The organism is Aeromicrobium wangtongii (assembly GCF_024584515.1).
Classification (GTDB): domain Bacteria; phylum Actinomycetota; class Actinomycetes; order Propionibacteriales; family Nocardioidaceae; genus Aeromicrobium; species Aeromicrobium wangtongii.
The window spans coordinates 1,296,960-1,315,308 of the sequence record NZ_CP102173.1; the positions used below are offsets into that span (position 1 = coordinate 1,296,960).

Annotated in this window: 21 protein-coding genes; 8 read left to right on the plus strand and 13 right to left on the minus strand. The window is 68.2% G+C overall.

Features of this window, described 5'->3' with window-relative positions:
* Positions 1-296: 296 nt before the first annotated feature.
* The 7 genes from NQV15_RS06555 to NQV15_RS06585 form a co-directional block, all read right to left on the minus strand.
* Positions 297-1,178, minus strand: coding sequence for a hypothetical protein (locus NQV15_RS06555; RefSeq protein WP_232398977.1), 882 nt, complete (start codon positions 1,176-1,178; stop codon positions 297-299).
* A gap of 592 nt (positions 1,179-1,770) precedes the next feature.
* A complete protein-coding gene (locus NQV15_RS06560) occupies positions 1,771-2,049 on the minus strand; it encodes a hypothetical protein (protein WP_232398979.1) in 279 nt (92 codons plus the stop codon).
* A 1-nt stretch (position 2,050) separates the two neighbouring features.
* Entirely contained in the window at positions 2,051-2,389 is a 339-nt protein-coding gene (locus NQV15_RS06565; RefSeq protein ID WP_232398980.1) for a hypothetical protein, read from the minus strand.
* Between the two features lie 241 nt (positions 2,390-2,630).
* Positions 2,631-3,641 (minus strand): hypothetical protein, encoded by a 1,011-nt coding sequence (locus NQV15_RS06570; protein WP_232398982.1) that lies wholly within the window; start codon positions 3,639-3,641, stop codon positions 2,631-2,633.
* 356 nt (positions 3,642-3,997) lie between these two features.
* Positions 3,998-5,638, minus strand: a complete 1,641-nt coding sequence (locus tag NQV15_RS06575) for an AAA family ATPase (protein WP_232398983.1) — start codon at positions 5,636-5,638, stop codon at positions 3,998-4,000.
* Positions 5,635-5,838 (minus strand): hypothetical protein, encoded by a 204-nt coding sequence (locus NQV15_RS06580; protein ID WP_232398985.1) that lies wholly within the window; start codon positions 5,836-5,838, stop codon positions 5,635-5,637. Before NQV15_RS06580 ends, NQV15_RS06575 begins: the two co-directional genes overlap by 4 nt.
* On the minus strand, positions 5,835-6,026 hold the full coding sequence (locus tag NQV15_RS06585) for a helix-turn-helix transcriptional regulator (RefSeq protein WP_232398987.1): 192 nt from the start codon (positions 6,024-6,026) through the stop codon (positions 5,835-5,837). Before NQV15_RS06585 ends, NQV15_RS06580 begins: the two co-directional genes overlap by 4 nt.
* Before the next feature lie 146 nt (positions 6,027-6,172).
* Here NQV15_RS06585 and NQV15_RS06590 point away from each other — a divergent pair, with 146 nt between their 5' ends.
* Both NQV15_RS06590 and NQV15_RS06595 read left to right on the plus strand, forming a co-directional pair.
* Positions 6,173-6,562 carry a hypothetical protein gene (locus tag NQV15_RS06590; RefSeq protein ID WP_232398989.1) on the plus strand — a complete coding sequence of 130 codons (390 nt, stop codon included), beginning with the start codon at positions 6,173-6,175 and terminating at the stop codon, positions 6,560-6,562.
* Between the two features lie 2 nt (positions 6,563-6,564).
* On the plus strand, positions 6,565-7,692 hold the full coding sequence (locus NQV15_RS06595; RefSeq protein WP_232398991.1) for a tyrosine-type recombinase/integrase: 1,128 nt from the start codon (positions 6,565-6,567) through the stop codon (positions 7,690-7,692).
* A 123-nt stretch (positions 7,693-7,815) separates the two neighbouring features.
* Here NQV15_RS06595 and glnA read toward each other — a convergent pair whose 3' ends face one another.
* Positions 7,816-9,237, minus strand: coding sequence for a type I glutamate--ammonia ligase (gene glnA, locus NQV15_RS06600; protein WP_232398992.1), 1,422 nt, complete (start codon positions 9,235-9,237; stop codon positions 7,816-7,818).
* Positions 9,238-9,416: 179 nt separating this feature from the next.
* Here glnA and NQV15_RS06605 point away from each other — a divergent pair, with 179 nt between their 5' ends.
* Positions 9,417-9,788: an RDD family protein gene (locus tag NQV15_RS06605; protein WP_232398993.1), complete on the plus strand. Its 372-nt coding sequence runs from the start codon at positions 9,417-9,419 to the stop codon at positions 9,786-9,788.
* A gap of 147 nt (positions 9,789-9,935) precedes the next feature.
* On the opposite strand, the gene NQV15_RS06610 is transcribed toward NQV15_RS06605, so the two are convergent.
* Together NQV15_RS06610 and lipA are read right to left on the minus strand one after the other, a co-directional pair.
* The gene (locus NQV15_RS06610) at positions 9,936-10,643 is read right to left on the minus strand and encodes a DUF4191 domain-containing protein (RefSeq protein ID WP_232398995.1); all 708 of its coding nucleotides are present in this window, start codon (positions 10,641-10,643) and stop codon (positions 9,936-9,938) included.
* Positions 10,644-10,653: 10 nt separating this feature from the next.
* Positions 10,654-11,577: a lipoyl synthase gene (gene lipA, locus NQV15_RS06615; protein WP_255669851.1), complete on the minus strand. Its 924-nt coding sequence runs from the start codon at positions 11,575-11,577 to the stop codon at positions 10,654-10,656.
* A gap of 74 nt (positions 11,578-11,651) precedes the next feature.
* On the opposite strand from lipA, the gene NQV15_RS06620 reads away from it, so the two are divergent.
* From NQV15_RS06620 to NQV15_RS06635, 4 genes are all read left to right on the plus strand, one after another.
* The gene (locus NQV15_RS06620; RefSeq protein WP_232398997.1) at positions 11,652-12,938 is read left to right on the plus strand and encodes a sensor histidine kinase; all 1,287 of its coding nucleotides are present in this window, start codon (positions 11,652-11,654) and stop codon (positions 12,936-12,938) included.
* Complete coding sequence (locus NQV15_RS06625; RefSeq protein ID WP_232398999.1) at positions 12,935-13,591, plus strand: response regulator; 657 nt, start codon at positions 12,935-12,937, stop codon at positions 13,589-13,591. The genes NQV15_RS06620 and NQV15_RS06625 overlap by 4 nt, the downstream gene beginning before the upstream one ends.
* Positions 13,592-13,668: 77 nt before the next feature.
* Positions 13,669-14,547, plus strand: coding sequence for an ABC transporter ATP-binding protein (locus NQV15_RS06630; protein WP_232399000.1), 879 nt, complete (start codon positions 13,669-13,671; stop codon positions 14,545-14,547).
* Positions 14,544-15,740, plus strand: a complete 1,197-nt coding sequence (locus NQV15_RS06635; protein ID WP_232399002.1) for an ABC transporter permease — start codon at positions 14,544-14,546, stop codon at positions 15,738-15,740. Before NQV15_RS06630 ends, NQV15_RS06635 begins: the two co-directional genes overlap by 4 nt.
* On the opposite strand, the gene lipB is transcribed toward NQV15_RS06635, so the two are convergent.
* Positions 15,730-16,449, minus strand: a complete 720-nt coding sequence (lipB, locus tag NQV15_RS06640; RefSeq protein WP_232399004.1) for a lipoyl(octanoyl) transferase LipB — start codon at positions 16,447-16,449, stop codon at positions 15,730-15,732. The genes NQV15_RS06635 and lipB overlap by 11 nt on opposite strands.
* 64 nt (positions 16,450-16,513) lie before the next feature.
* On the opposite strand from lipB, the gene NQV15_RS06645 reads away from it, so the two are divergent.
* Entirely contained in the window at positions 16,514-16,945 is a 432-nt protein-coding gene (locus NQV15_RS06645; protein WP_232399006.1) for a hypothetical protein, read from the plus strand.
* A 7-nt stretch (positions 16,946-16,952) separates the two neighbouring features.
* Here the strand turns inward: NQV15_RS06645 and NQV15_RS06650 are convergent, their stop codons facing one another.
* Together NQV15_RS06650 and NQV15_RS06655 are read right to left on the minus strand one after the other, a co-directional pair.
* Entirely contained in the window at positions 16,953-17,459 is a 507-nt protein-coding gene (locus tag NQV15_RS06650; protein WP_232399007.1) for a mycothiol transferase, read from the minus strand.
* On the minus strand, positions 17,456-18,346 hold the full coding sequence (locus NQV15_RS06655) for a TIGR01777 family oxidoreductase (RefSeq protein ID WP_232399009.1): 891 nt from the start codon (positions 18,344-18,346) through the stop codon (positions 17,456-17,458). The genes NQV15_RS06650 and NQV15_RS06655 overlap by 4 nt, the downstream gene beginning before the upstream one ends.
* Positions 18,347-18,349 lie beyond the last annotated feature (3 nt).

The following is an 18,349-nucleotide window of genomic DNA, read 5'->3' on the forward strand; positions in this document are numbered from 1 at the left end:
GCATCTAGGCCGGGTCGTGGAAGCGCTTATTGCACGTGTTGGCGACAACTCAGGCTGCTTCATCCGGTAAACATGGTGGCTGCCGAGGGTGAGATGCGCGGGGATCCGTTCGGCGTCGGCTAACTGGCTAACACGTGTGCGACTCACGCCGAGAACCTGGGCTGTCTGCGTCGCGTTTAACCATGGATTGTCAATGAACGCTTGAATGTCGTACCGCTAGACGGTACTCACGAAGACCAATACGTCATCCGCCGCTTGATGTCTGAGGTAGCGATGAAGAATCGGAAGGCCTTGTGTCAAAGAACGACAGGCACTCGAAATTGGTATGAGAACTCGAGCTGGAAGTGATCCGAGCCGTATGTCGGCCCTGCATGGACCTTCTCAACTTTGACCAGGAGAAACACATCATCCCGTCTCCAGACTCCGATTTGGCCGACTCTCAAGTGGACGCTGTGACCGCTGAAGTCGAACGCGCGGGGGTCGTCGATTTCTTCAAACGATTGCGCATGGCGGGCCTCCGCCACCTCCATCCGTGGTCCGTAGGCGTAGCCGTGAATTGAATCCTGACCCGCGATACTCCACCTGGTCTCGAACTCAGTTCCATCCGCACTCACCACATGCCGCTTGTCGTTCAGCGTGAAGTCGAAGCTGGCAGTGCCTTCAGATCCAATCGAAAGCGCGAGGGCGTCCGTGAAATCGCGATTGTCATGCTGTACCTCGCGCCGGTACTCCGGCAAGAAATCCTGCACATGGATCCCCGCGTCAACTAACATCTTCCAGCCGCGTCTGTAAATGGTGGGGAACGGGTCGTACATCCCGACGTAGACGTTCGCGACCCCGCGGTCAATCAGTCTCTGAGCGCACGCAATTTTGCCCTCTGAGCGCCTGGAACACGGCTCCAGAGTTGAAAAGACGCTGGCCCCGCTGAGATCCACACCCTTCAAAACCTTTTCGAGCAGCCCGTATTCGGCGTGGTCGCCGTCTCCTGTTGCGCCCCGGTGGGAGCTGCCGAGAAGCGTTCCTTCAGCGCTGACTACGACGACCCCGACCATCGGTGCAGGCCGTGCACGGCCGGCTTCGACGATGCTTTTCTTGCCCTCGTCCACCGCCTGAGCCATCCACCTCCCCAACTTCTCGCGGTCAGAACCGATCAGGGAACTGGTGTTCAAGCTGCTCATAGGTCGATTCTTCCTCACTGGGGGTGCAGCAAAATGGAAACGCGCGCCGTCAGGCGGGACGTCTGTCGCCCCACTCTGTGGCTGCGCAATGAGGAGGTCTCGGATATCAGCGAGTGCCTTCGACTGAAAGACCATCTCCTCAAGCGCTCTCGCTCGAACTTCTGCTGGCGGGACGCAGCCTGCGTCTGCGCTTGGTCGGCGTGTAGAGCGGCTTATGCCCGTTCCTTGCTCAACTTCGTGATCGCTCGCGCGTTGTTGTAGACGAGGCCATGACCGTTCTGATGAGTCCCATGCCCATCTCCTGGGGTTGTCCCGTGGACAACTACGGGGGACTCAAGGTCCCGTCGGCCAGATCGCCACGAGGGGGGAGGGTGGGGTCCCCTTCCCCGATCGTCAGGCCGGCCCGGCCCGCATAGCACGCGTGAATCGCCGCGGCGAGTAACGCTTCCAAGGCGACGGGCCTGCGAGCCTCGCAGTGCGCCTGTGGGGGAGTCCTGTAGCTGCTCGACGGGCGTCTGGCCCCTCCGGACGCGACAAAGCCGCCAGATCGAAAATCTGGCGGCTTTGGAAAGGCCCGTAGGCGAGCGCTGCGCTATGTCGGGCGCACGTTGCCGATCGAGGCGGCGCGGTCCCAGCCCCACAGGACGCGGTCGCCGTCCATGCCGATGATGCGCCCAGCGCTGAGCTGTCCGTCTCGCCAGTGGCGATAGGCGACCTGCCAGCGGTCGTAGGCGAGCGTGTTGCGGGCGCTGGGGGCGAGGACCAGCTCCCGTGCGTCCAGGTAGTCGGTGAGCCGGGGGGCCATGACTGCCCGCCCCGGCCGCTCGGCGCCCAGCGGTGTGCTCGGGACCTGTCCACGTCGGCGCGCCATCTCAGATCACCTTCGGGACAGACTGCAGGGTCCGGGGACTCCGGTAGGCGCCTCGGCCGGAGCCGTCGCCCGAGCTGGCGCCCTCCTGGGGGATCCGGAGGCTGGCCACGAGCCTGGCGAGGGCCTGTCCCTGCATTCGCTGTTCGACCAGGATCGGATTGACGACGGGTCCGGTCTTGCTCTCGATCAGCAGATCGTCGCCGAGCGCGGCCTCTGCGCCGGCGAGCCGCTCGAGCCGGTCGACGGTGCGCGCGGCTGCTCGCAGGATGGCCAGCTCCTGCGTGTCGAACTCGTACGCGGTGACCAGTTCTCGCCAGAACTTGCGCGCTTCGGCGCTCATGCCCCTCGGCGCACGCGGTGCGGGTGTGGCGGTGTCTGTCATCGGGGTGTCTCTCAATCCGTGGAAGGGGGTGCCGGCCCGGCGGTGATGTCGCCGGGCCGGCTGGGGTGTCGCTGCCCGTCGCCGGGTCATCACGCCGGCGGGGGCGCGGAGCGGCAGGTGTAGGGCCTGCAGCGACGTGCTCCGGAGGGAGACCGGCCGGGAAACAAGTGGGATGCGACCCGGCCGGCCGTCTGGACTGTCAGCGCATCGGGAGGCGACGCTCGGCCAGGGCCTGGCGCTCCTCTTCGTACAGGACGCTGTTCTGGTACCGATCGGCGTGGGCGAACGTCAGACGCGAGTACGAGTACTGCTCGGTGGCTTCGAGGCGGGCCAGGAAATCGAACGTGTTCTCGGATTGCTTGGCCAGCCACTCGCGGGTGACCATCGGTAGCACCGTGCTCCGGTCGGTGATGGCGGCGTGGACGTCGTGGCGCTCGGAGGAGAGCCAACGCACGGCGGCGGCGACGCCGACCGTGGCACGGCCGGGTAGCTCACGGGCCTCGTCGTCGGACACGTGCCAGTGCGGTCCGAGCTTCAAATCCGCGGCGGCGTCGCCGAGCATGCGATCCACCTGGACGGCCTGCGAGACCTTCGCCGCGACGCGCTGGGCCTCGGCCAGCACCTTGGCCTTGGCCGCACTCTGCTTCTCGGCGATCTCGATGACCCGGGACGGGTCGATCTGCTTGGCCGTAGCGGCGTACTGCGCGCTCGCCTTCTGGGCGGCCTTGAGGGCCTCCCTCCACTGGGTCTCGCGGTAGGCGGCCTCGATCTGCCAGTCGCGGGCTGTCGGCTCGGGCAGCGGTTGGCCGGCCTTCGCCGCGGCCCTGGCGGCACGCACCGCCTCGTCGCGGGCATCGCGCTGCTCGCCGCGCAGCGAGGTCACGGCGTCCGCGGCCTCCTCGGCCACGCCGACCGCCCGCAGCAGGGCGTCCTGCGCCGCGGTGAGCGCCTCTTCGTCCACTAGTGAGTGCCAGGGCTTCACCGGCGCGTGGAGCTTCTCCTGCCAGGCGTGGGGGATGAACGGGCCAACCTGTCGGCGCTGTCGCTCCTCGAGCGGGATGAACGGATTCTCCGGCGGCGCGTTGCGATCCTGCGCGTCGCCAAGGCCGGCCTCGAGCGCCTGCGCGATGGGATCGTTGTCAGCGCCGACGACGTAGGACTGCGGGCGGGGTGTGCTGGGGCGGGGAGTGCGAAGGGTGGGGAGTGACACGGTGGTGCTCCTTGCTGTGATGGATGCCGGCTCGATGCCGGCCTGGTGTGGTGGGCCCGGAGAGGGCCAACATTCGTACTCCTGTTCTCGCGCGTCGTTCTGCTACTTCTTCTTGGTCACTCGCTCACGGCCTCGCCTCTCCCCGCCCCTCCCTAGAGGTCGGGGTGGGGGATAGGGGGCGCACCGTGCTTGGGAACCCGCTCACCCGCTCAGCGGGTCAGGTGGGTCTCCCGTAAGTCCCTGTAATTCCAGCGAATCTGTCGCGCTCGACCCGCTCACTGACTCGCTCTCAAACCCGCTCACTGACCCGCTCAGTAACCCGTTCAGGGGGAGGGGCGCGCGGGTTGCTGAGCGGGTCATTTGGCCGACTCGTAGACGCGATCGCGGTTCTCTCCGGATGCCTGGATCTCCCCGGTCTCGCTGAGCTTCGCGAGGTGTCGACGGATGGTCGACAAGGCGACCTCTTCGCCTCCGTCGTCGTTGACGCCTGCGGCGATCTGCGATGTGCTCAGCGGCAGCTCGGCGCCGTCGAGCACGGCGAGGATGCGGTCAGGGATCTGGGCCGGCTCGGCTTTGCTGGTGACCGGCTCCGCGTCGACGGGCTCCGGCTCGGTGTCGGAGATCCGGTCCAGCACGAGACTCTTGCCCATCGGCCGGGACCGATACGTAAACCTGCCGCCGTCGGCTCCGTCGCGGAGCTTGTCAACGGAGACCGTCACGCGCTGGCCGGACCGGCTCAGGGTCAGGATCCAATCGGCAGCGGCGCCGATCGCAGAGGATCCACGGATGCCGCGTTCGCTCCGTTTGCCGGTGTGGGCGACTAGTACGACGACACCGCCGGATGCATCGGCCAACATCTGGGCTGACCCCATCACCTTCGACATGTGCCCGGCGTTGTCCTGGATTGCCTCACCGCTGGCGAGCGCGAGCGTGTCGATGACGATGATCTTCGGCTTGTCCCGCTCGGCTCGCTTCAAGAGGTCGGAGAATCCCTGATCGCGGGCGAACAGGTCCGGCATGGCGTGGACGATCGTCATGTACTCGGCCAGGGCGACCAACGGCACGCCACGCCGCTCGGCCTCGGCCTCGATGCGCGAACCGAACGCGCGACGGCCTTCACCCGGCGCGTAGACGGCGCCTTCTCGGCCAGCAGCGACGCCGACGGCGATGTGCGACGCGAGGAACGTCTTGCCCGAGCCGGACGGGCCGGCGATGACGCCGACGCCCTCGGCGGGAACGACACCCTCCAGCATCGGAACGGCCTTTTGGGAGTCCGCGATGAGGTCGAGGAGACTGGTCGTGCCGCGGCGCTTTTCGGTTTCACGACGGAGCCTCTCCAGGGCTTCACCGTCCGACGCGATGAGCGCTTTCAGGTCGGCCAACGACGTCGCGGCCAGCGTCGCAACGGCAAGCGCCGGATGCGGTACACACTCGTCACACACAAGCGAACGGGCGGCGTCGTGACCGCCAGCGTCGTGGATGTCGCGGGCGAGCGTCAGCGCGGCGACGATCTCGCCGGCATTGTCCTCGCTGGCCACGGCCGTCTCTCCCGTCACGAACGGCGGCAGCGCGTACGGTCGACCCTCGATTTCTTCCCAGCGGCGGCTGTTCAGCAGGAGCTCGAGCATCTCCAGATCGAACTCATCGTGCGGCGTGCCCGGAATCAGGCTGTCCGCGAAACGGTCGGTGGCGGCGGCAGCGTCCGTCCTTCCCAGGCCGTAGAGGTCGTCGGGAACGGCGCTCTGAGTCAGTGCGGCATTGCCGAACCTGGCAGCGAAGTTCTCGAAGCGCCTGTAGATCTCGTCGTGGGCCGCGCGCATCGTCGCGACGTCGCTGTGCGGCGCGGTGAAGACGTCGAGCACGTGGAGGTCCCAGTAGTCGATGCGGACAGCTGCGGCGCCATCGACCGATAGGCTTGAACCTGACGTCGAGCCCGTCAGCACCTCCTCGATTGCGCCGTCACGATTGCCTTCGGGGCGGCGTTCCTCTGCGCTCATGCCGGAACCAACTCGGGCGCTGCGGCCCCGGGCATGAGGACGATCTTGACTGACTCGCCGTGGCGGGTGTCGACGCCCACGGCGGTCCCGTTGACGACCGCCTCGCGCAGGTCCTCCACCGTGGTGTTCAGAACACGGGCCGCTTCGCGGATCGGCGCCGTGCGGTACGTCGGTGTGGCGACGCGCTTTCCGCCGTTCATCGGGCGGCCTTGAACTGACCGGCGATGAACGCTTCGATGTCGCCGCGTCGATAGACCACGCGCCGGCCAAGCTTCGCCCATGCGGGGCCCCGATTGGTCGCTCGCCAGAACGCCAATGTGTTGACGTTGGAGCGCATCTCCTGCGCTGCTTCGTCGGTGGTGAGCAACTCATTTGCGGGGTTCGTCATCGTGCACCTCTTCTCTCATGTCCCAGCTAATTCCGGAACATCTCTTTGTCCGCCTCCTACGAATTGACGTCCGCCGACTTACGATTTATGCTTACGATATCACGTCCCACTGGACACAGATAAACGTAACAAATTGGGGAGACGACATGGGCGATGCAGAGCACTTCTTCGAGGACATCGAAGCGACCCGGGCAGCGGCGCGGGAACGTGCGAAGGCCGATCAGCAGCGGATTGGGGAACGGGCGCGCGAGGCCCGCGGTGATATCTCTCAGGCGTACGCGGTGCTCGCTCTGGAGCAGGAGCACGGCCTGGTGCTCTCCACGCGTGCCTTGTCTGAAATCGAGTCGGGCAAGCGATCGCTGAAACTGTCGGAGGCCGTGATCCTTGCCGGCTTCTACGGTGTCGAGCTGACAGCTCTTACGCCTGACGGCACGACGAGCCGGCAGGCCGCGATCGGCCGGGGCGCGAGCGAGCTACTACGGGTGCGCAACTACATCGACGAGCGGATCACCGTGCTGGAACAGGAGGGGGAATAGCCATGGCGAGCATCGTTAGACGTAAGCCAAAGCCGGGCGCTGGGCCGCTGGCCAATCCATGGCGCGTCCGGTACCGCGATGCTGAGGGCCGTATGCACGAGAAGCGGTTTGCGAAGCACACCGACGCGAAGAAGTGGGCGGCGGATCAGGAGAGCGCGAAGGACGAGGGCACGCACGTCGATCCCAAGCGGCAGAAAATCACCGTCAACCAGTGGTGCGACACATGGCTAGAGACCTACGGCGGCGCCGAGCGGACGCGGCTGCAGGCGCGCGTGCATGTGGCTGTCATCAAGGACGGGCTCGGCCCGCGTCGGCTTCGCACACTTCAGGTGTCCGACATCGAGAAGTGGCTGCGCGCGCTGGAGGTCCAGAAGTACGCCGACTCCTACCGGCGTGCGCTACTGGGACGGTTGCGCCAGGTCATCCGGGCAGCGGTCCGTGACGGTCTCCTGCACCGCAACGTGGCGGAGGAGGTCAAGGTGACGACGAGACGTCGTGACGTCCGGCTCGTGACCATAGATCAGGCGTGGGCGCTTCACGACGCGATGCCCGAGCACATGCGGGCGACGGTGATGCTCGGCGCATTCGCAGGGCTGCGGGTCGGTGAGGTATGCGGTCTACGAGTCCAGGACGTCGATACGGAGAGCCATCACGTCATGCCCCGCGTGCAGTACCCGGCGGAACCTCTGAAGTCGGACAAGAGCCGCGATGACGTGCCGATCCCCGAGACGATGTCGCGCCAGCTCGCGGACCATATCCGCGATCACGCGCGTGATGGGTACCTGTTCATCAATCAGTGGGGCGACCAGATGCACCCACGTGTGGTCGAGCGCTGGTTCCGCGCTGCCCGCGATGCGGTGCGAGCTGCCGAGGATCTGGCGGGGGAGCTGCCGGAGGATCGTCGGGTCCCGGCTGACTTCCGCTTCCACGACTTGCGCCACGTCTACGCCTCGTACCTGATCGGCGCGGGGCTCGATGTGAAGGTGGTCCAGAAGCGGATGCGGCACGCCACGGCCACACTGACGCTGGACACGTACGCGGAGCTGTGGCCCAAGGCTGACGACGGCACCCGTGATGCCGTAGGCGCTGCCTTCGTGGGCCGTGAGGGGCCAGTGCTGCGCGCTATCTGAGCAGACGCAAAAAGACCCCCGACCATTGTGGTCGGGGGTCTCTTTGTGCCCTGGTGTGGGCTATGTGTGGGCCGAGTGCACCATTACTAGAGATCTAACCCCGTAATTGCAGGCTGCGACGACTCAGATGTCGTAGTACAGCTCGAACTCGTGCGGGTGCGGCCGAAGCTGCACGGGCAGGATCTCCTCGTTGCGCTTGTAGTCGATCCACGTCTCGATCAGGTCGGGCGTGAACACGTCACCGGCGGTGAGGAACTCGTGATCGGCCTCGAGCGAGTCGAGCACCGCGTTGAGCGAGGTCGGAACCATGTTGATGGCTTCGTACTCCTCCGGCGGCAGCTCGTAGATGTTCTTGTCGATCGGGGCGGCGGGCTCGATCTTGTTCTTGATGCCGTCCAGGCCGGCCATCAGCAGCGCCGAGAAGGCCAGGTACGGGTTGGCCGACGGATCGGGGCAACGGAACTCGATGCGCTTGGCCTTGGGGTTCGCGCCCGTGATCGGGATGCGGACGCACGCCGAGCGGTTGCGGGCCGAGTAGACCAGCGCGATGGGCGCCTCGAAGCCGGGCACCAGACGACGGTAGGAGTTCGTCGACGGGTTCGTGAAGGCCAGCAGCGACGGCGCGTGCTTCAAGATGCCGCCGATGTAGTGACGCGCGAGGTCAGACAGTCCGCCGTAGCCGGACTCGTCGTAGAACAGCGGCTTGCCGTCGTCCCAGATCGACTGGTGCACGTGCATGCCCGAGCCGTTGTCGCCGAAGATCGGCTTCGGCATGAAGGTCACGGTCTTGTCGTTGGCCCACGCCGTGTTGCGGACGATGTACTTGAACTTCATGACATCGTCGGCGGCCTTGAGCAGCGTGTCGAACTTGTAGTTGATCTCGGCCTGGCCCGACGTGCCGACCTCGTGGTGACCGCGCTCGAGCACGAGGCCCGCGTTGGTCAGGTTGGTCATCATGTCGTTGCGCAGGTCGGACGTCTGGTCGGTCGGCGCGACCGGGAAGTAGCCGCCCTTGTAACGGACCTGGTAGCCACGGTTGCCGTCGATGCTGTCGCCGGTGGACCAAGCGGCCTCGGAGGACTGGATCTCGTAGAACGACTTGTTGGCGCTGGTGCCGTAGTTGACGCGGTCGAAGATGTAGAACTCGGCCTCGGGGGCGAAGAAGGCGGTGTCGCCGATGCCGGTCGTGGACAGGTAGGCCTCGGCCTTGCGGGCGATGTTGCGCGGATCGCGCGAGTACGCCTCACCGGTGATCGGGTCGTGGACGAAGAAGTCCATCGCGATGGTCTTGCGGCGCTTGAACGGGTCGACGTACGCGGTCTTGATGTCCGGGAACAGCACCATGTCGGACTGGTCGATGGTCTGGAAACCGCGGATCGACGAGCCGTCGAATGCCACACCGTTCTGCACCATGTCGGCGTCGAACGTCGACGCGGGCAGCGTGACCTGCTGCTGGATGCCGGGCAGGTCGGTGAAGCGGACATCGAGGTACTCGACGCCCTCGTCCTTGATGAACTTGAACAGCTCGTCGGCATTGCCGAACATGTGGCCTCCTCGACCGCGCAGAGCGGCCTTCGTTGTCGATACGGCAGGTGGTAGTGCGTCAACTGCACCGTATCGCCGAGGCTATGAGGGTGCAGTTTCCCGTCCGAGTCTGAATTGTTTCAGACGTGTTACATGTGCCCGTTCGAGGACGCCCGGAGTCCGATCGATAGGCTCACCGAGTGGAAACCCCCTCGCTGATGCGTCGTCTCGGTGCCCTGTTGATCGACTGGATCGTGGCGGCACTCAGCGCCGTGGCGATCGCCGGGGTCAACTACCCGCCGGCGCCGTTGGACCAGGACGCGAGCCAGACCTTCATCATCATCGGCTTCTTCATCCTCGAGGTCGGCCTGCTCAGCGGGCTGCTGGGACGGTCGATCGGCAAGCGGGTCATGGGCCTGCGGCTGGAGAACCGGAACGGCCAGCCGATCGGCGTGCCGCGTGCCCTGCTGCGCACCGCCCTGCTGTGCCTCGTGCTGCCGGCCATCGTGATGACCGAGGACAAGCGCGGCCTGCACGACCTGGCGGCCGGTTCCCGCGTCGTCCGGGACTGAGCCTTTCGACAGGCTCAAGGGGCGTTCCCTTTCGACAAGCTCAAGGGGCGTTCCCTTTCGACAGGCTCAAGGGGCGTTCCCTTTCGACAGGCTCAAGGGGCGTTCCCTTTCGACAGGCTCAAGGGGCGTGGTGGCTCAAGGGGCCTTTCAGCCGCGCATGGCCTTGCGGTTGCCCTTCATGGACGTGGGCACGGGGCCGCGCGGCATGGGGGCGGCCGGACGCATCGCGTCGAGGGCCTTGAGCTTGTAGATGACGTCGGTCATCTGCGCCGGCTTGATCTTCTTGGGCAGCTTGTTGATGTGCTTGACCAGCTTGGTCAGGCGGACCTGGCCCTCCTCGTTGCCGACGATGATGCCGGTGACCGGCACCTCGTCGCCGCCCACGCGGGCGTGCTTCTTGACCTCGGCGGAGAGCAGGCCGCGCACGGCGTTGGGGTTGCCCTCGCCGACCAGGATGATGCCGGGACGGCCCACGACGCGGTGCACGACGTCCTGGTTCTTGTTGAACGCCACCGCCGGCTTGACCTCCCAGCCACGGCGCAGCATCTGCAGGGCGCCGGCGGCAGCACCGCGCTGGCCCTCGACCTGTGCGTACGCAGCCTTCTCGGCGCGGCGGCCGAAGACGATCAGCACGGCCAGGATGCCGGTCAGCAGGCCGAAGACGATCGTGATGATCAGGCCGAGGACGCCGGTGCCGAACAGCAAGTAGCCCAGAGCGGCGAACGCTCCACCCACCACCAGGAAGGTCAGCAGCAGGATCAGACCGATGTGGCGGTCGCTGCGCTTGGTGATCTGGTAGGCCTGGCGCATCTGGCCGAGGCGTCCCTTGGCGGGGGTGGGGGCGGTGTTGGACATAGGAACCAGTCTACGGCGCGGTGGGGGCCGTTCCCATGCCGCGTCCGGACTCGCGTGCCTGCTGGTACAGAGATCCGGCCCGGTACGACGAGCGGACCAGCGGGCCGGACATGACTCCGGCGAAGCCGATCTCGTCGGCCTCGGCCTTGAGCTCGACGAACTCCTCGGGCTTGACCCACCGCTCGACGGGGTGGTGACGGACCGACGGACGCAGGTACTGCGTGATCGTGATCAGGTCGCAGCCCGCCTCGTGGAGGTCGACGAGGGCCTGCGAGACCTCCTCGCGGGTCTCGCCCATGCCCAGGATCAGGTTCGACTTGGTGACCAACCCGTAGTCGCGTGCCTGGGTGATGACGTCCAGCGAGCGCTCGTAGCGGAAGGCGGGGCGGATGCGCTTGAAGATGCGGGGGACGGTCTCGACGTTGTGCGCCAGCACCTCGGGACGCGAGTCGAACACCTCTGCCAGGAGCTCGGGGACGCCGTTGAAGTCGGGGATCAGGTTCTCGACGCCGGTGCCGGGGTTGAGCTCGTGGATCTTGCGGACCGTCTCGGCGTACAGCCACGCGCCGCCGTCGGGCTGGTCGTCGCGGGCGACGCCGGTGATCGTGGCGTAGCGCAGCTGCATCTTCTGCACCGACTCGGCGACACGGCGCGGCTCGTCACGGTCGATCGGCTCGGGCTTGCCGGTGTCGATCTGGCAGAAGTCGCAACGGCGCGTGCACTGCTCGCCGCCGATGAGGAAGGTGGCCTCGCGGTCCTCCCAGCACTCGAAGATGTTGGGGCAACCGGCCTCCTGGCACACCGTGTGCAGGCCCTCGCCCTTCACGAGCTTCATCAGCTCGTTGTACTCCGGACCCATCTTGGCGCGCGTCTTGATCCACGACGGCTTCTTCTCGATGGGTGTCTCGGAGTTGCGGACTTCGAGCCGCAGCATCTTGCGTCCCTCGGGTGCAATGGTCACACGGTCAAGGGTACGCCTGTCACGAACTGTGCCCTAGGCTCGGTCGCGTGCTGGACCTGGACCGTCGGTGGACCCGACCGAAGCCCACCTCCGAGCAGGTGCGGCGCGACGTGCTGGGCGGTGTCGCCGCGGCGATCCTGTCGGTCGCGTCGGTCGAGGTGTGGCACAGCGCATACGGATCGACGCTGGGCTGGAAGGGCATCGAGGCCTATGTGCTGTTCGGGCTGGCGGGCCTGTTGCTGGCGTTGCGCCGGCGCTTCCCGCTGACCACCTTGCTGCTGGTGTCCGCCGTGTTCCTCGCGATCATCGACCGGCTGCCCGAGCTCGGTGCGATCTTCACGATCCAGGTCATCATGTTCGCCGCGCTGTACTCGGCATGGGCCTGGTCACGCGCGCGACACCAGCTGTACGCCACGAGCGGAGCGGTGCTGGTCGCGGTATTCGGCTGGCTGGTGTGGGAGTACGTCACGGCGGACATGCCCGCGCGACCCCGCGAAGGCATCCTGCCGCCGTATGCGGCCGCGATCGTCTACTCGATCGCGATCAACACGATCTACCTGCTCGGCGCCATGGCCTGGGGGCACGTCGCCTGGCGCAGCGCGCGGCAGCGTGAGGAGATCGCCGAGGGCGTGGCAGCCGAACGGCGCGCGCAGGATCGCGAACGCGACATCGCGGTGCAGGCCGAACGGGTCCGCATCGCCCGCGACCTGCACGATGTCGTGGCGCACCACATCAGCGGCATCGGGGTGCAGGCAGCAGGTGCCGCACGCATCCTGGACAACCGTCCTGACATGGCCAAGGACGCGATCGAGGTCATCGAGCGGTCGTCGCGTCAGGCGGTCCTTCAGATGCACCAGCTCGTCGGCCTGCTGCGGTCGGACCACGACGGCGAGGCGCGCGCCCCGCAGCCCGGACTGGATGAGCTCCACACGCTCGCGACCGCCGTGGGCGGGCGGCCCGCTGCCGCGTCGACCACCGTGACGTTCCGCCAGGTGGGGGAGCCGTTCGAGGTGCCACCGACCGTCGGGCTCTCCCTGTTCCGGATCGCCCAGGAGGCCGTCGCGAACATCCGCCGCCACGCACGGGCCACCTCCGGCGAGGTCGTGGTGCGCTTCGCGCCGGCAGGCGACCAGACCCCGGCATCGGTCGAGGTCGAGGTCATCGACGACGGAAAGGGCGGCGACCTCGACGCGAGCCCGGCGCCGTCGGGCTCCGGAGGCTTCGGTCTCACGGGCATCCGCGAGCGGGCGGCGATGCACGGGGGCACCTGGGAGATCGGGCCGCGGCCCGAGGGCGGGTTCAGGGTGCGGGTCCGCATCCCGGTGGCCGCATGAGCCCGATCCGCGTGCTGGTCGCCGACGACCAGGCGCTCGTGCGCACCGGGTTCCGGATGATCCTGGCCGTCGAGGACGACCTGGAGGTCGTGGGTGAGGCGGCGGACGGCGCCGCAGCCGTCGAGCAGGCCGTCGCGCTGACCCCGGACGTGGTCCTGATGGACGTGCAGATGCCACGGATGGACGGCATCGAGGCGACCCGGCGCATCGTCGAGCGGGTGCCCGGGTGCCGGGTGCTGATCCTGACGACCTTCGACGACGACGAGTACCTGTTCGCGGCGCTGCAGGCCGGTGCCGGCGGGTTCATGCTGAAGAACTGCCCGCCCGAGGACCTGGTGTCGGCCATCCGCGTCGTCGCGCAGGGGCACTCGCTCCTGGCGCCGGAGGTGACCCAGCGGGTCATCGCCCGATCGACCGAGCGCGAGCGCGGCCCGCGCCCTGCCGGACTGGACGACCTGACCGAGCGCGAGCTCGGCGTGCTGGTCGCGATGGGCCGCGGCCTGAGCAACAGCGAGATCGCGGCCGAGCTGTTCGTCAGCGAGGCGACGGTCAAGTCCCACGTGTCGCGCGTGCTGGCCAAGCTCGACGTGCGTGACCGGGTGCAGGCCGTGATCATCGCGCACGAGTGCGGCCTCATGCAGCCGCCCGGCTGACCTCCGCCGCAGGGATGAGCGCAGTTCATCCTCGTGGCCGATGCGCGGCGGGGCCGACCCTTCGTACCGTGGCACCCATGTTGGACATATCCCACCTCAGCAGGGCGTACGGCGATGCCGTGGTCGTCGACGACGTGAGCTTCTCGGTCCGCCCCGGACGTGTGACCGGCTTCGTCGGCGGCAACGGCGCGGGCAAGACCACGACGATGCGCATGATCCTGGGCGTCCTCGCCCCGACCTCGGGGGAGGTGCTGTGGAACGGTGCCCCCATCTCGACGGGCCAGCGTCGCCGGTTCGGGTACATGCCCGAGGAGCGCGGTCTCTATCCGCGGATGCGCATCACCGAGCAGCTGGTGTTCCTCGCCCGCCTGCACGGCATCGAGCGGGCCGAGGCGACCCGACGGGCTCATGAGCTGCTCGGGCACTTCGACCTGGCGGAGCGGGCCGACGACGTGCTCGACACCCTGTCGCTGGGCAACCAGCAGCGCGTGCAGATCGCCGCCGCTCTGATCCACCGTCCCGACGCGCTGGTGCTCGACGAGCCGTTCAGCGGACTGGACCCCGTCGCGGTCGACCAGATGGCTGACCTGTTGGCCAAGGAGGCCGGCGACAAGCCGCTGCTGTTCTCCAGCCACCAGCTCGACCTGGTCGAGCGGCTGTGCGACGACCTGGTGATCCTGTCGCACGGCCGCGTCGTCGCGGCCGGCCCGGTCGACGAGCTCCGCGGCAAGGGGCCGGACCGCTACCGCATCGTCCTGGCCGGGGCGGACGCCGCGTGGCTCCGCGACCTGCGCGGCATCCAGGTGCGCGACGTGGACGGACCGGTCGCCCTGGTCGACCTCGACGGGACCACGCCGTCTGACCTGCTCGCGGCCGTCATCGCGCGCGGGCCCGTCGTGGAGTTCAGCCCCGTTCGCCAACCCCTGTCCGCCATCTTCCGGGAGGTCGCCCGATGAGCACGCTGGTCCACGAGCACGACACCGTCCGCAACGCCTGGCGGGTCGTCGCCGAGCGCGAGATCATGACCCGGGTGCGGGAGAAGAGCTTCCGCTACGGACTGCTCGCGATGGTGGCGGGCATCGCGGTCCTGGTCGTCCTGAGCTCCCTGCTGGGTGGACGTCCCACCGACCACACCGTCGGCGTCGTCGACAAGCAGGCCGCGGCCCTGGTGTCCTCGGCCTCCGAGCTCGTCGACCGGGCCGACGACGGGTCGAGCGCGAAGGCCACGTCCTACTCGTCGGTCGCCGCCGCCGAGCGGGCCGTCCGCGACGGGGACGTCGATGCCGCCCTGATCAAGACCCCCACGGGGTACGAGGTCGTCGGCGACCGGGAGATCGACGTGGCCCTGTCGGGCGCGCTGACCACCGTCGCGACGACCGCCTCGATCGAGGCCAACGCTGCTGACCAGGGCGTCGACCTGGCCGAGCTGGAGAGCGGAACGGCGGTCTCCGAGCGGCTGCTCGATCCCGAGAGCGAGGACGCGGGCGCGCGACAGGCGACCGCCTTCGTGTTCGTCCTGCTGTTCTACCTGACGGCGGTCATCTTCGGCATGAACATCGCGCAGAGCGTCGTGCAGGAGAAGGAGAGCCGGGTCGTGGAGATCCTGGCCGCCGCCGTGCCGATCCGGGCCATGCTGTGGGGAAAGATCGTCGGCAACACCGCGCTCGCCCTGGGCCAGATCGTCGTGCTCGCCGTCGTCGGCGTCGCGTCGCTCGCGCTGACGGGGGAGACCTCGATCCTGTCGGCGATCGGCCCCGCGGTCGCCTGGTACGTGCTGTTCTTCGTGCTGGGCTTCGTGGCCCTGGCCGGGCTGTGGGCCGTCGCCGGCTCGCTGGCGTCCCGCCAGGAGGACCTGCAGTCGACCACGATGCCCGGCCAGGTCATCTTGTTCGCGCCCTACATCCTCGCGGTGACGGCCGGCGCGAGCGTCAAGACGGTCGTGTCGATGCTGCCGGTGGTCTCGGCGATGATGATGCCGTCGCGGATGGCCGAGGGCGGCGTCCCGGCCTGGCAGGTGGGTGTCGCGCTGGCGGTCAACGTCGTGAGCGCGGTCGTGCTGGTGCGCTTCGCGGCGCGCCTCTACGAGCGGACCCTCATGCGCACCGACCGCAAGATCGGCTTCGGGGAGGCGCTGCGGCTCAGCGAATGACCGGCGTGCCGACCGGCACCAGCGGGACGGCATCGTCCCGCTCGGCGAGATCGGGCATGGGCGTGTAGGGCTCCCAGGCCAGCATCTCGGCCAGATGAGGGGCGATGGCCGCGGCGGCATCACGAACGGTGACGTCGCGGCCGAGCTCGGCCGACAACGAGGTGACCCCGGCATCGGCGATGCCGCACGGCACGAAGCGCTCGTAGAACGACAGATCCACATCGGCGTTGAGCGAGAAGCCGTGCATCGTGACTCCCCGTGAGACCCGGATGCCGATCGCGCCGACCTTGCGCTCGGCGCGGCCCGCGGATGCGGCGATCCACACACCGGACCGCCCCGGGACCCGTCCGGTCGTGACGCCGAGGTCGGCGGCCGCGCGGATCATCGCCTCCTCGACGCGCCGGACGTAGTCGACGACCAGCACGTGGGTGGGCAGCTTGGTGATCGGGTAGCCGACCAGCTGGCCCGGTCCGTGGAAGGTGATCTTGCCGCCGCGGTCGACGTCGATCACGGGCGTTCCGTCGAAAGGGCGCTCGTGCGGCTCGGTGCGCCGGCCCGCGGTGTAGACGGGAGGATGCTCCAGGAACATCGCGGTGTCGCCGATCTCGTCGGCGACACGTTGGGCGTGGAGGGTGCGCTGCAGCTCCCAGGCGTCATCGAAGCCGATGGCCGCGGAACCGAGCCAGTTGTCGAGGATCTCGATCGTCACGGTGTCAGCGTAGCCCTGTGGACGAGCGCCGACGAGACCTGGCGCACAGCGGCACAGTGAGGCCATGGACTGGCTGTGGGTGCTGATCGTCGCGGTCCGGGCGCTGTCGCCGGCACCCGCCGACCAGTGGGCCACACAGCTGACGGCCCTGGACCGGGCGCGCGCCGAGGCGTTCGCCCAGGCCGACCCGAGCGGCCTGGACGATGTCTACGTGGCCGGCAGCGTCGCCGCGGCCGCGGATGCCGCCACGATCGCCGCCTATGCCGCACGCGGCGGCAGGGTCGTGGGGGCCGAGCTGAGGATCCTGACCTGCCGGCTGGTGCAGGTGTCCGGCTCCCGGGTGCGTCTGGAGGTCGTCGACCGGCTCGGCCCGGCGCGGGTCAGGTGGCAGGACGGTACGACGACCGACCTGCCCCGTGACCGGCCGTCGCGGCGCCGGGTCACGGTGGTGCGCACCTCCGAGGGCTGGCGCATCGCGGGCAGCGGTCCGGCCTGAGCCGGACTCACTGTTCGCCGGTCGACCCGTCGAGCAGCTCGCGCACGATGTCCAGGTGCCCGGCGTGCCGGGCATGCTCCTGCATGACGTGGAACAGGATGCCGATCAGCGTGGGCAGCTCGTCGGCCGGGCCGAACATGCCGCCGACCCGCGCACGCTCGTCGGGGTCGTGCTCGGCGACGATGCGCCTCGTCCGCCGGCCGCCCTCGTCCAAGGCGTCCAGCAGCACCCCGATGGGCCGTTCGGTCACCCAGGTGTCGTCGGCGCGACGGTCGGCGCGGGGGGAGGGGACGTCCTCGCCGAGGAAGCCCCAGACCAGCCACCGTCGCTCCATGTGCACCAGGTGCTCCACGAGCTCGGGGATGGTCCAGCCCGAGGGGACGACTACCCGTTGGAGCATCTCGTCCGGCAGTCCACCTGCCTTGCGGCGCACCTCGGCGCGGAAGAAGTCGAGGTAGGCCAGGATCCGGGCGGCAGGGTCTGCAAAGACGTCCTGCGGCTCGGGGAGCGTCATGCCAGGGCGGAGTCGAGGGTGGCGCGCAGGTCAGGGTCCGCGAAGGTGAAGCCGACATCGGCGAGGGCGGACGGGAAGATCCGCAGCGAGCCGAGCAGGTCGTCGGAGATTCCGCCCAGCGCCGCCCTGACGGCCACCCCGGGCACCGCCAGGAAGGTCGGCCGGTGCACTGCCTGGCCGAGCGCATCGGTGAACTCGGCATTCGTCGCGCCGGCGGGCATCGCGAAGTTGAACGGTCCGGTGGCCGTGTCGTGCTCGAGCAGGAACTCGACGCCCCGCACCCAGTCGTGGCGGGAGATCAGCGACATGTGCTGCTGCCCGGACCCCAGGCGCGCGCCGCCGCCGAGCTTCCAGGCCGGCAGCATCAGCGCGAGGACGCCGCCGTCCTTGCTCAGCACCAGGGAGGTCCGCACGAAGCAGGTCCGCGCGCCGGCCTCGACAGCGGGCGCCGCGGCGGCCTCCCACTGCTGGGCGACCTCGGCGAGGAATCCGGTGCCCGGCCCCGCCTGCTCGGTCAGCACCTCGCCGGGCCGGGACGTGCCGTACCAGGACATCCCGGAGCCGGAGATGAACACCGTGGGTGTCGAGGACGCGGCAACGGCCTTGGCGAGGGTGTCGGTGGCGGCCAGGCGCGACGACAGGATCTCGCTGCGCCGGGCGGCCGTGCGCGGCCACTTCGAGATCTGGGATCCCGACAGGTTGACCACGGCGTCCGCCCGGTCGATCAACGCCTGGTCGATGCGACCCGCGGCGGGGTCCCATCTGGACGCGTCCGCGGCGAGGTCACCCGAACGGACGAGTCGGGTGACCTCGTGGCCGCGGGCACGCAGGTGGGTGGTCAGGGCCGTGCCGAGAAATCCCGAGGCCCCGCCCACCACGACGTGCATCGG

Coding starts and splice junctions, on each gene's coding strand:
- NQV15_RS06575 (WP_232398983.1), bottom strand. CDS start 5,638: ATGAGCGCAGAGGAACGCCGCCCCGAAGGCAATCGTGACGGCGCAATC.
- NQV15_RS06590 (WP_232398989.1), top strand. CDS start 6,173: ATGGGCGATGCAGAGCACTTCTTCGAGGACATCGAAGCGACCCGGGCA.
- NQV15_RS06560 (WP_232398979.1), bottom strand. CDS start 2,049: ATGGCGCGCCGACGTGGACAGGTCCCGAGCACACCGCTGGGCGCCGAG.
- NQV15_RS06610 (WP_232398995.1), bottom strand. CDS start 10,643: ATGTCCAACACCGCCCCCACCCCCGCCAAGGGACGCCTCGGCCAGATG.
- glnA (WP_232398992.1), bottom strand. CDS start 9,237: ATGTTCGGCAATGCCGACGAGCTGTTCAAGTTCATCAAGGACGAGGGC.
- NQV15_RS06585 (WP_232398987.1), bottom strand. CDS start 6,026: ATGACGAACCCCGCAAATGAGTTGCTCACCACCGACGAAGCAGCGCAG.
- NQV15_RS06565 (WP_232398980.1), bottom strand. CDS start 2,389: ATGAGCGCCGAAGCGCGCAAGTTCTGGCGAGAACTGGTCACCGCGTAC.
- lipA (WP_255669851.1), bottom strand. CDS start 11,577: ATGCTGCGGCTCGAAGTCCGCAACTCCGAGACACCCATCGAGAAGAAG.
- NQV15_RS06655 (WP_232399009.1), bottom strand. CDS start 18,346: ATGCACGTCGTGGTGGGCGGGGCCTCGGGATTTCTCGGCACGGCCCTG.
- NQV15_RS06645 (WP_232399006.1), top strand. CDS start 16,514: ATGGACTGGCTGTGGGTGCTGATCGTCGCGGTCCGGGCGCTGTCGCCG.
- NQV15_RS06555 (WP_232398977.1), bottom strand. CDS start 1,178: ATGAGCAGCTTGAACACCAGTTCCCTGATCGGTTCTGACCGCGAGAAG.
- NQV15_RS06595 (WP_232398991.1), top strand. CDS start 6,565: ATGGCGAGCATCGTTAGACGTAAGCCAAAGCCGGGCGCTGGGCCGCTG.
- NQV15_RS06630 (WP_232399000.1), top strand. CDS start 13,669: ATGTTGGACATATCCCACCTCAGCAGGGCGTACGGCGATGCCGTGGTC.
- NQV15_RS06650 (WP_232399007.1), bottom strand. CDS start 17,459: ATGACGCTCCCCGAGCCGCAGGACGTCTTTGCAGACCCTGCCGCCCGG.
- NQV15_RS06625 (WP_232398999.1), top strand. CDS start 12,935: ATGAGCCCGATCCGCGTGCTGGTCGCCGACGACCAGGCGCTCGTGCGC.
- NQV15_RS06580 (WP_232398985.1), bottom strand. CDS start 5,838: ATGAACGGCGGAAAGCGCGTCGCCACACCGACGTACCGCACGGCGCCG.
- NQV15_RS06635 (WP_232399002.1), top strand. CDS start 14,544: ATGAGCACGCTGGTCCACGAGCACGACACCGTCCGCAACGCCTGGCGG.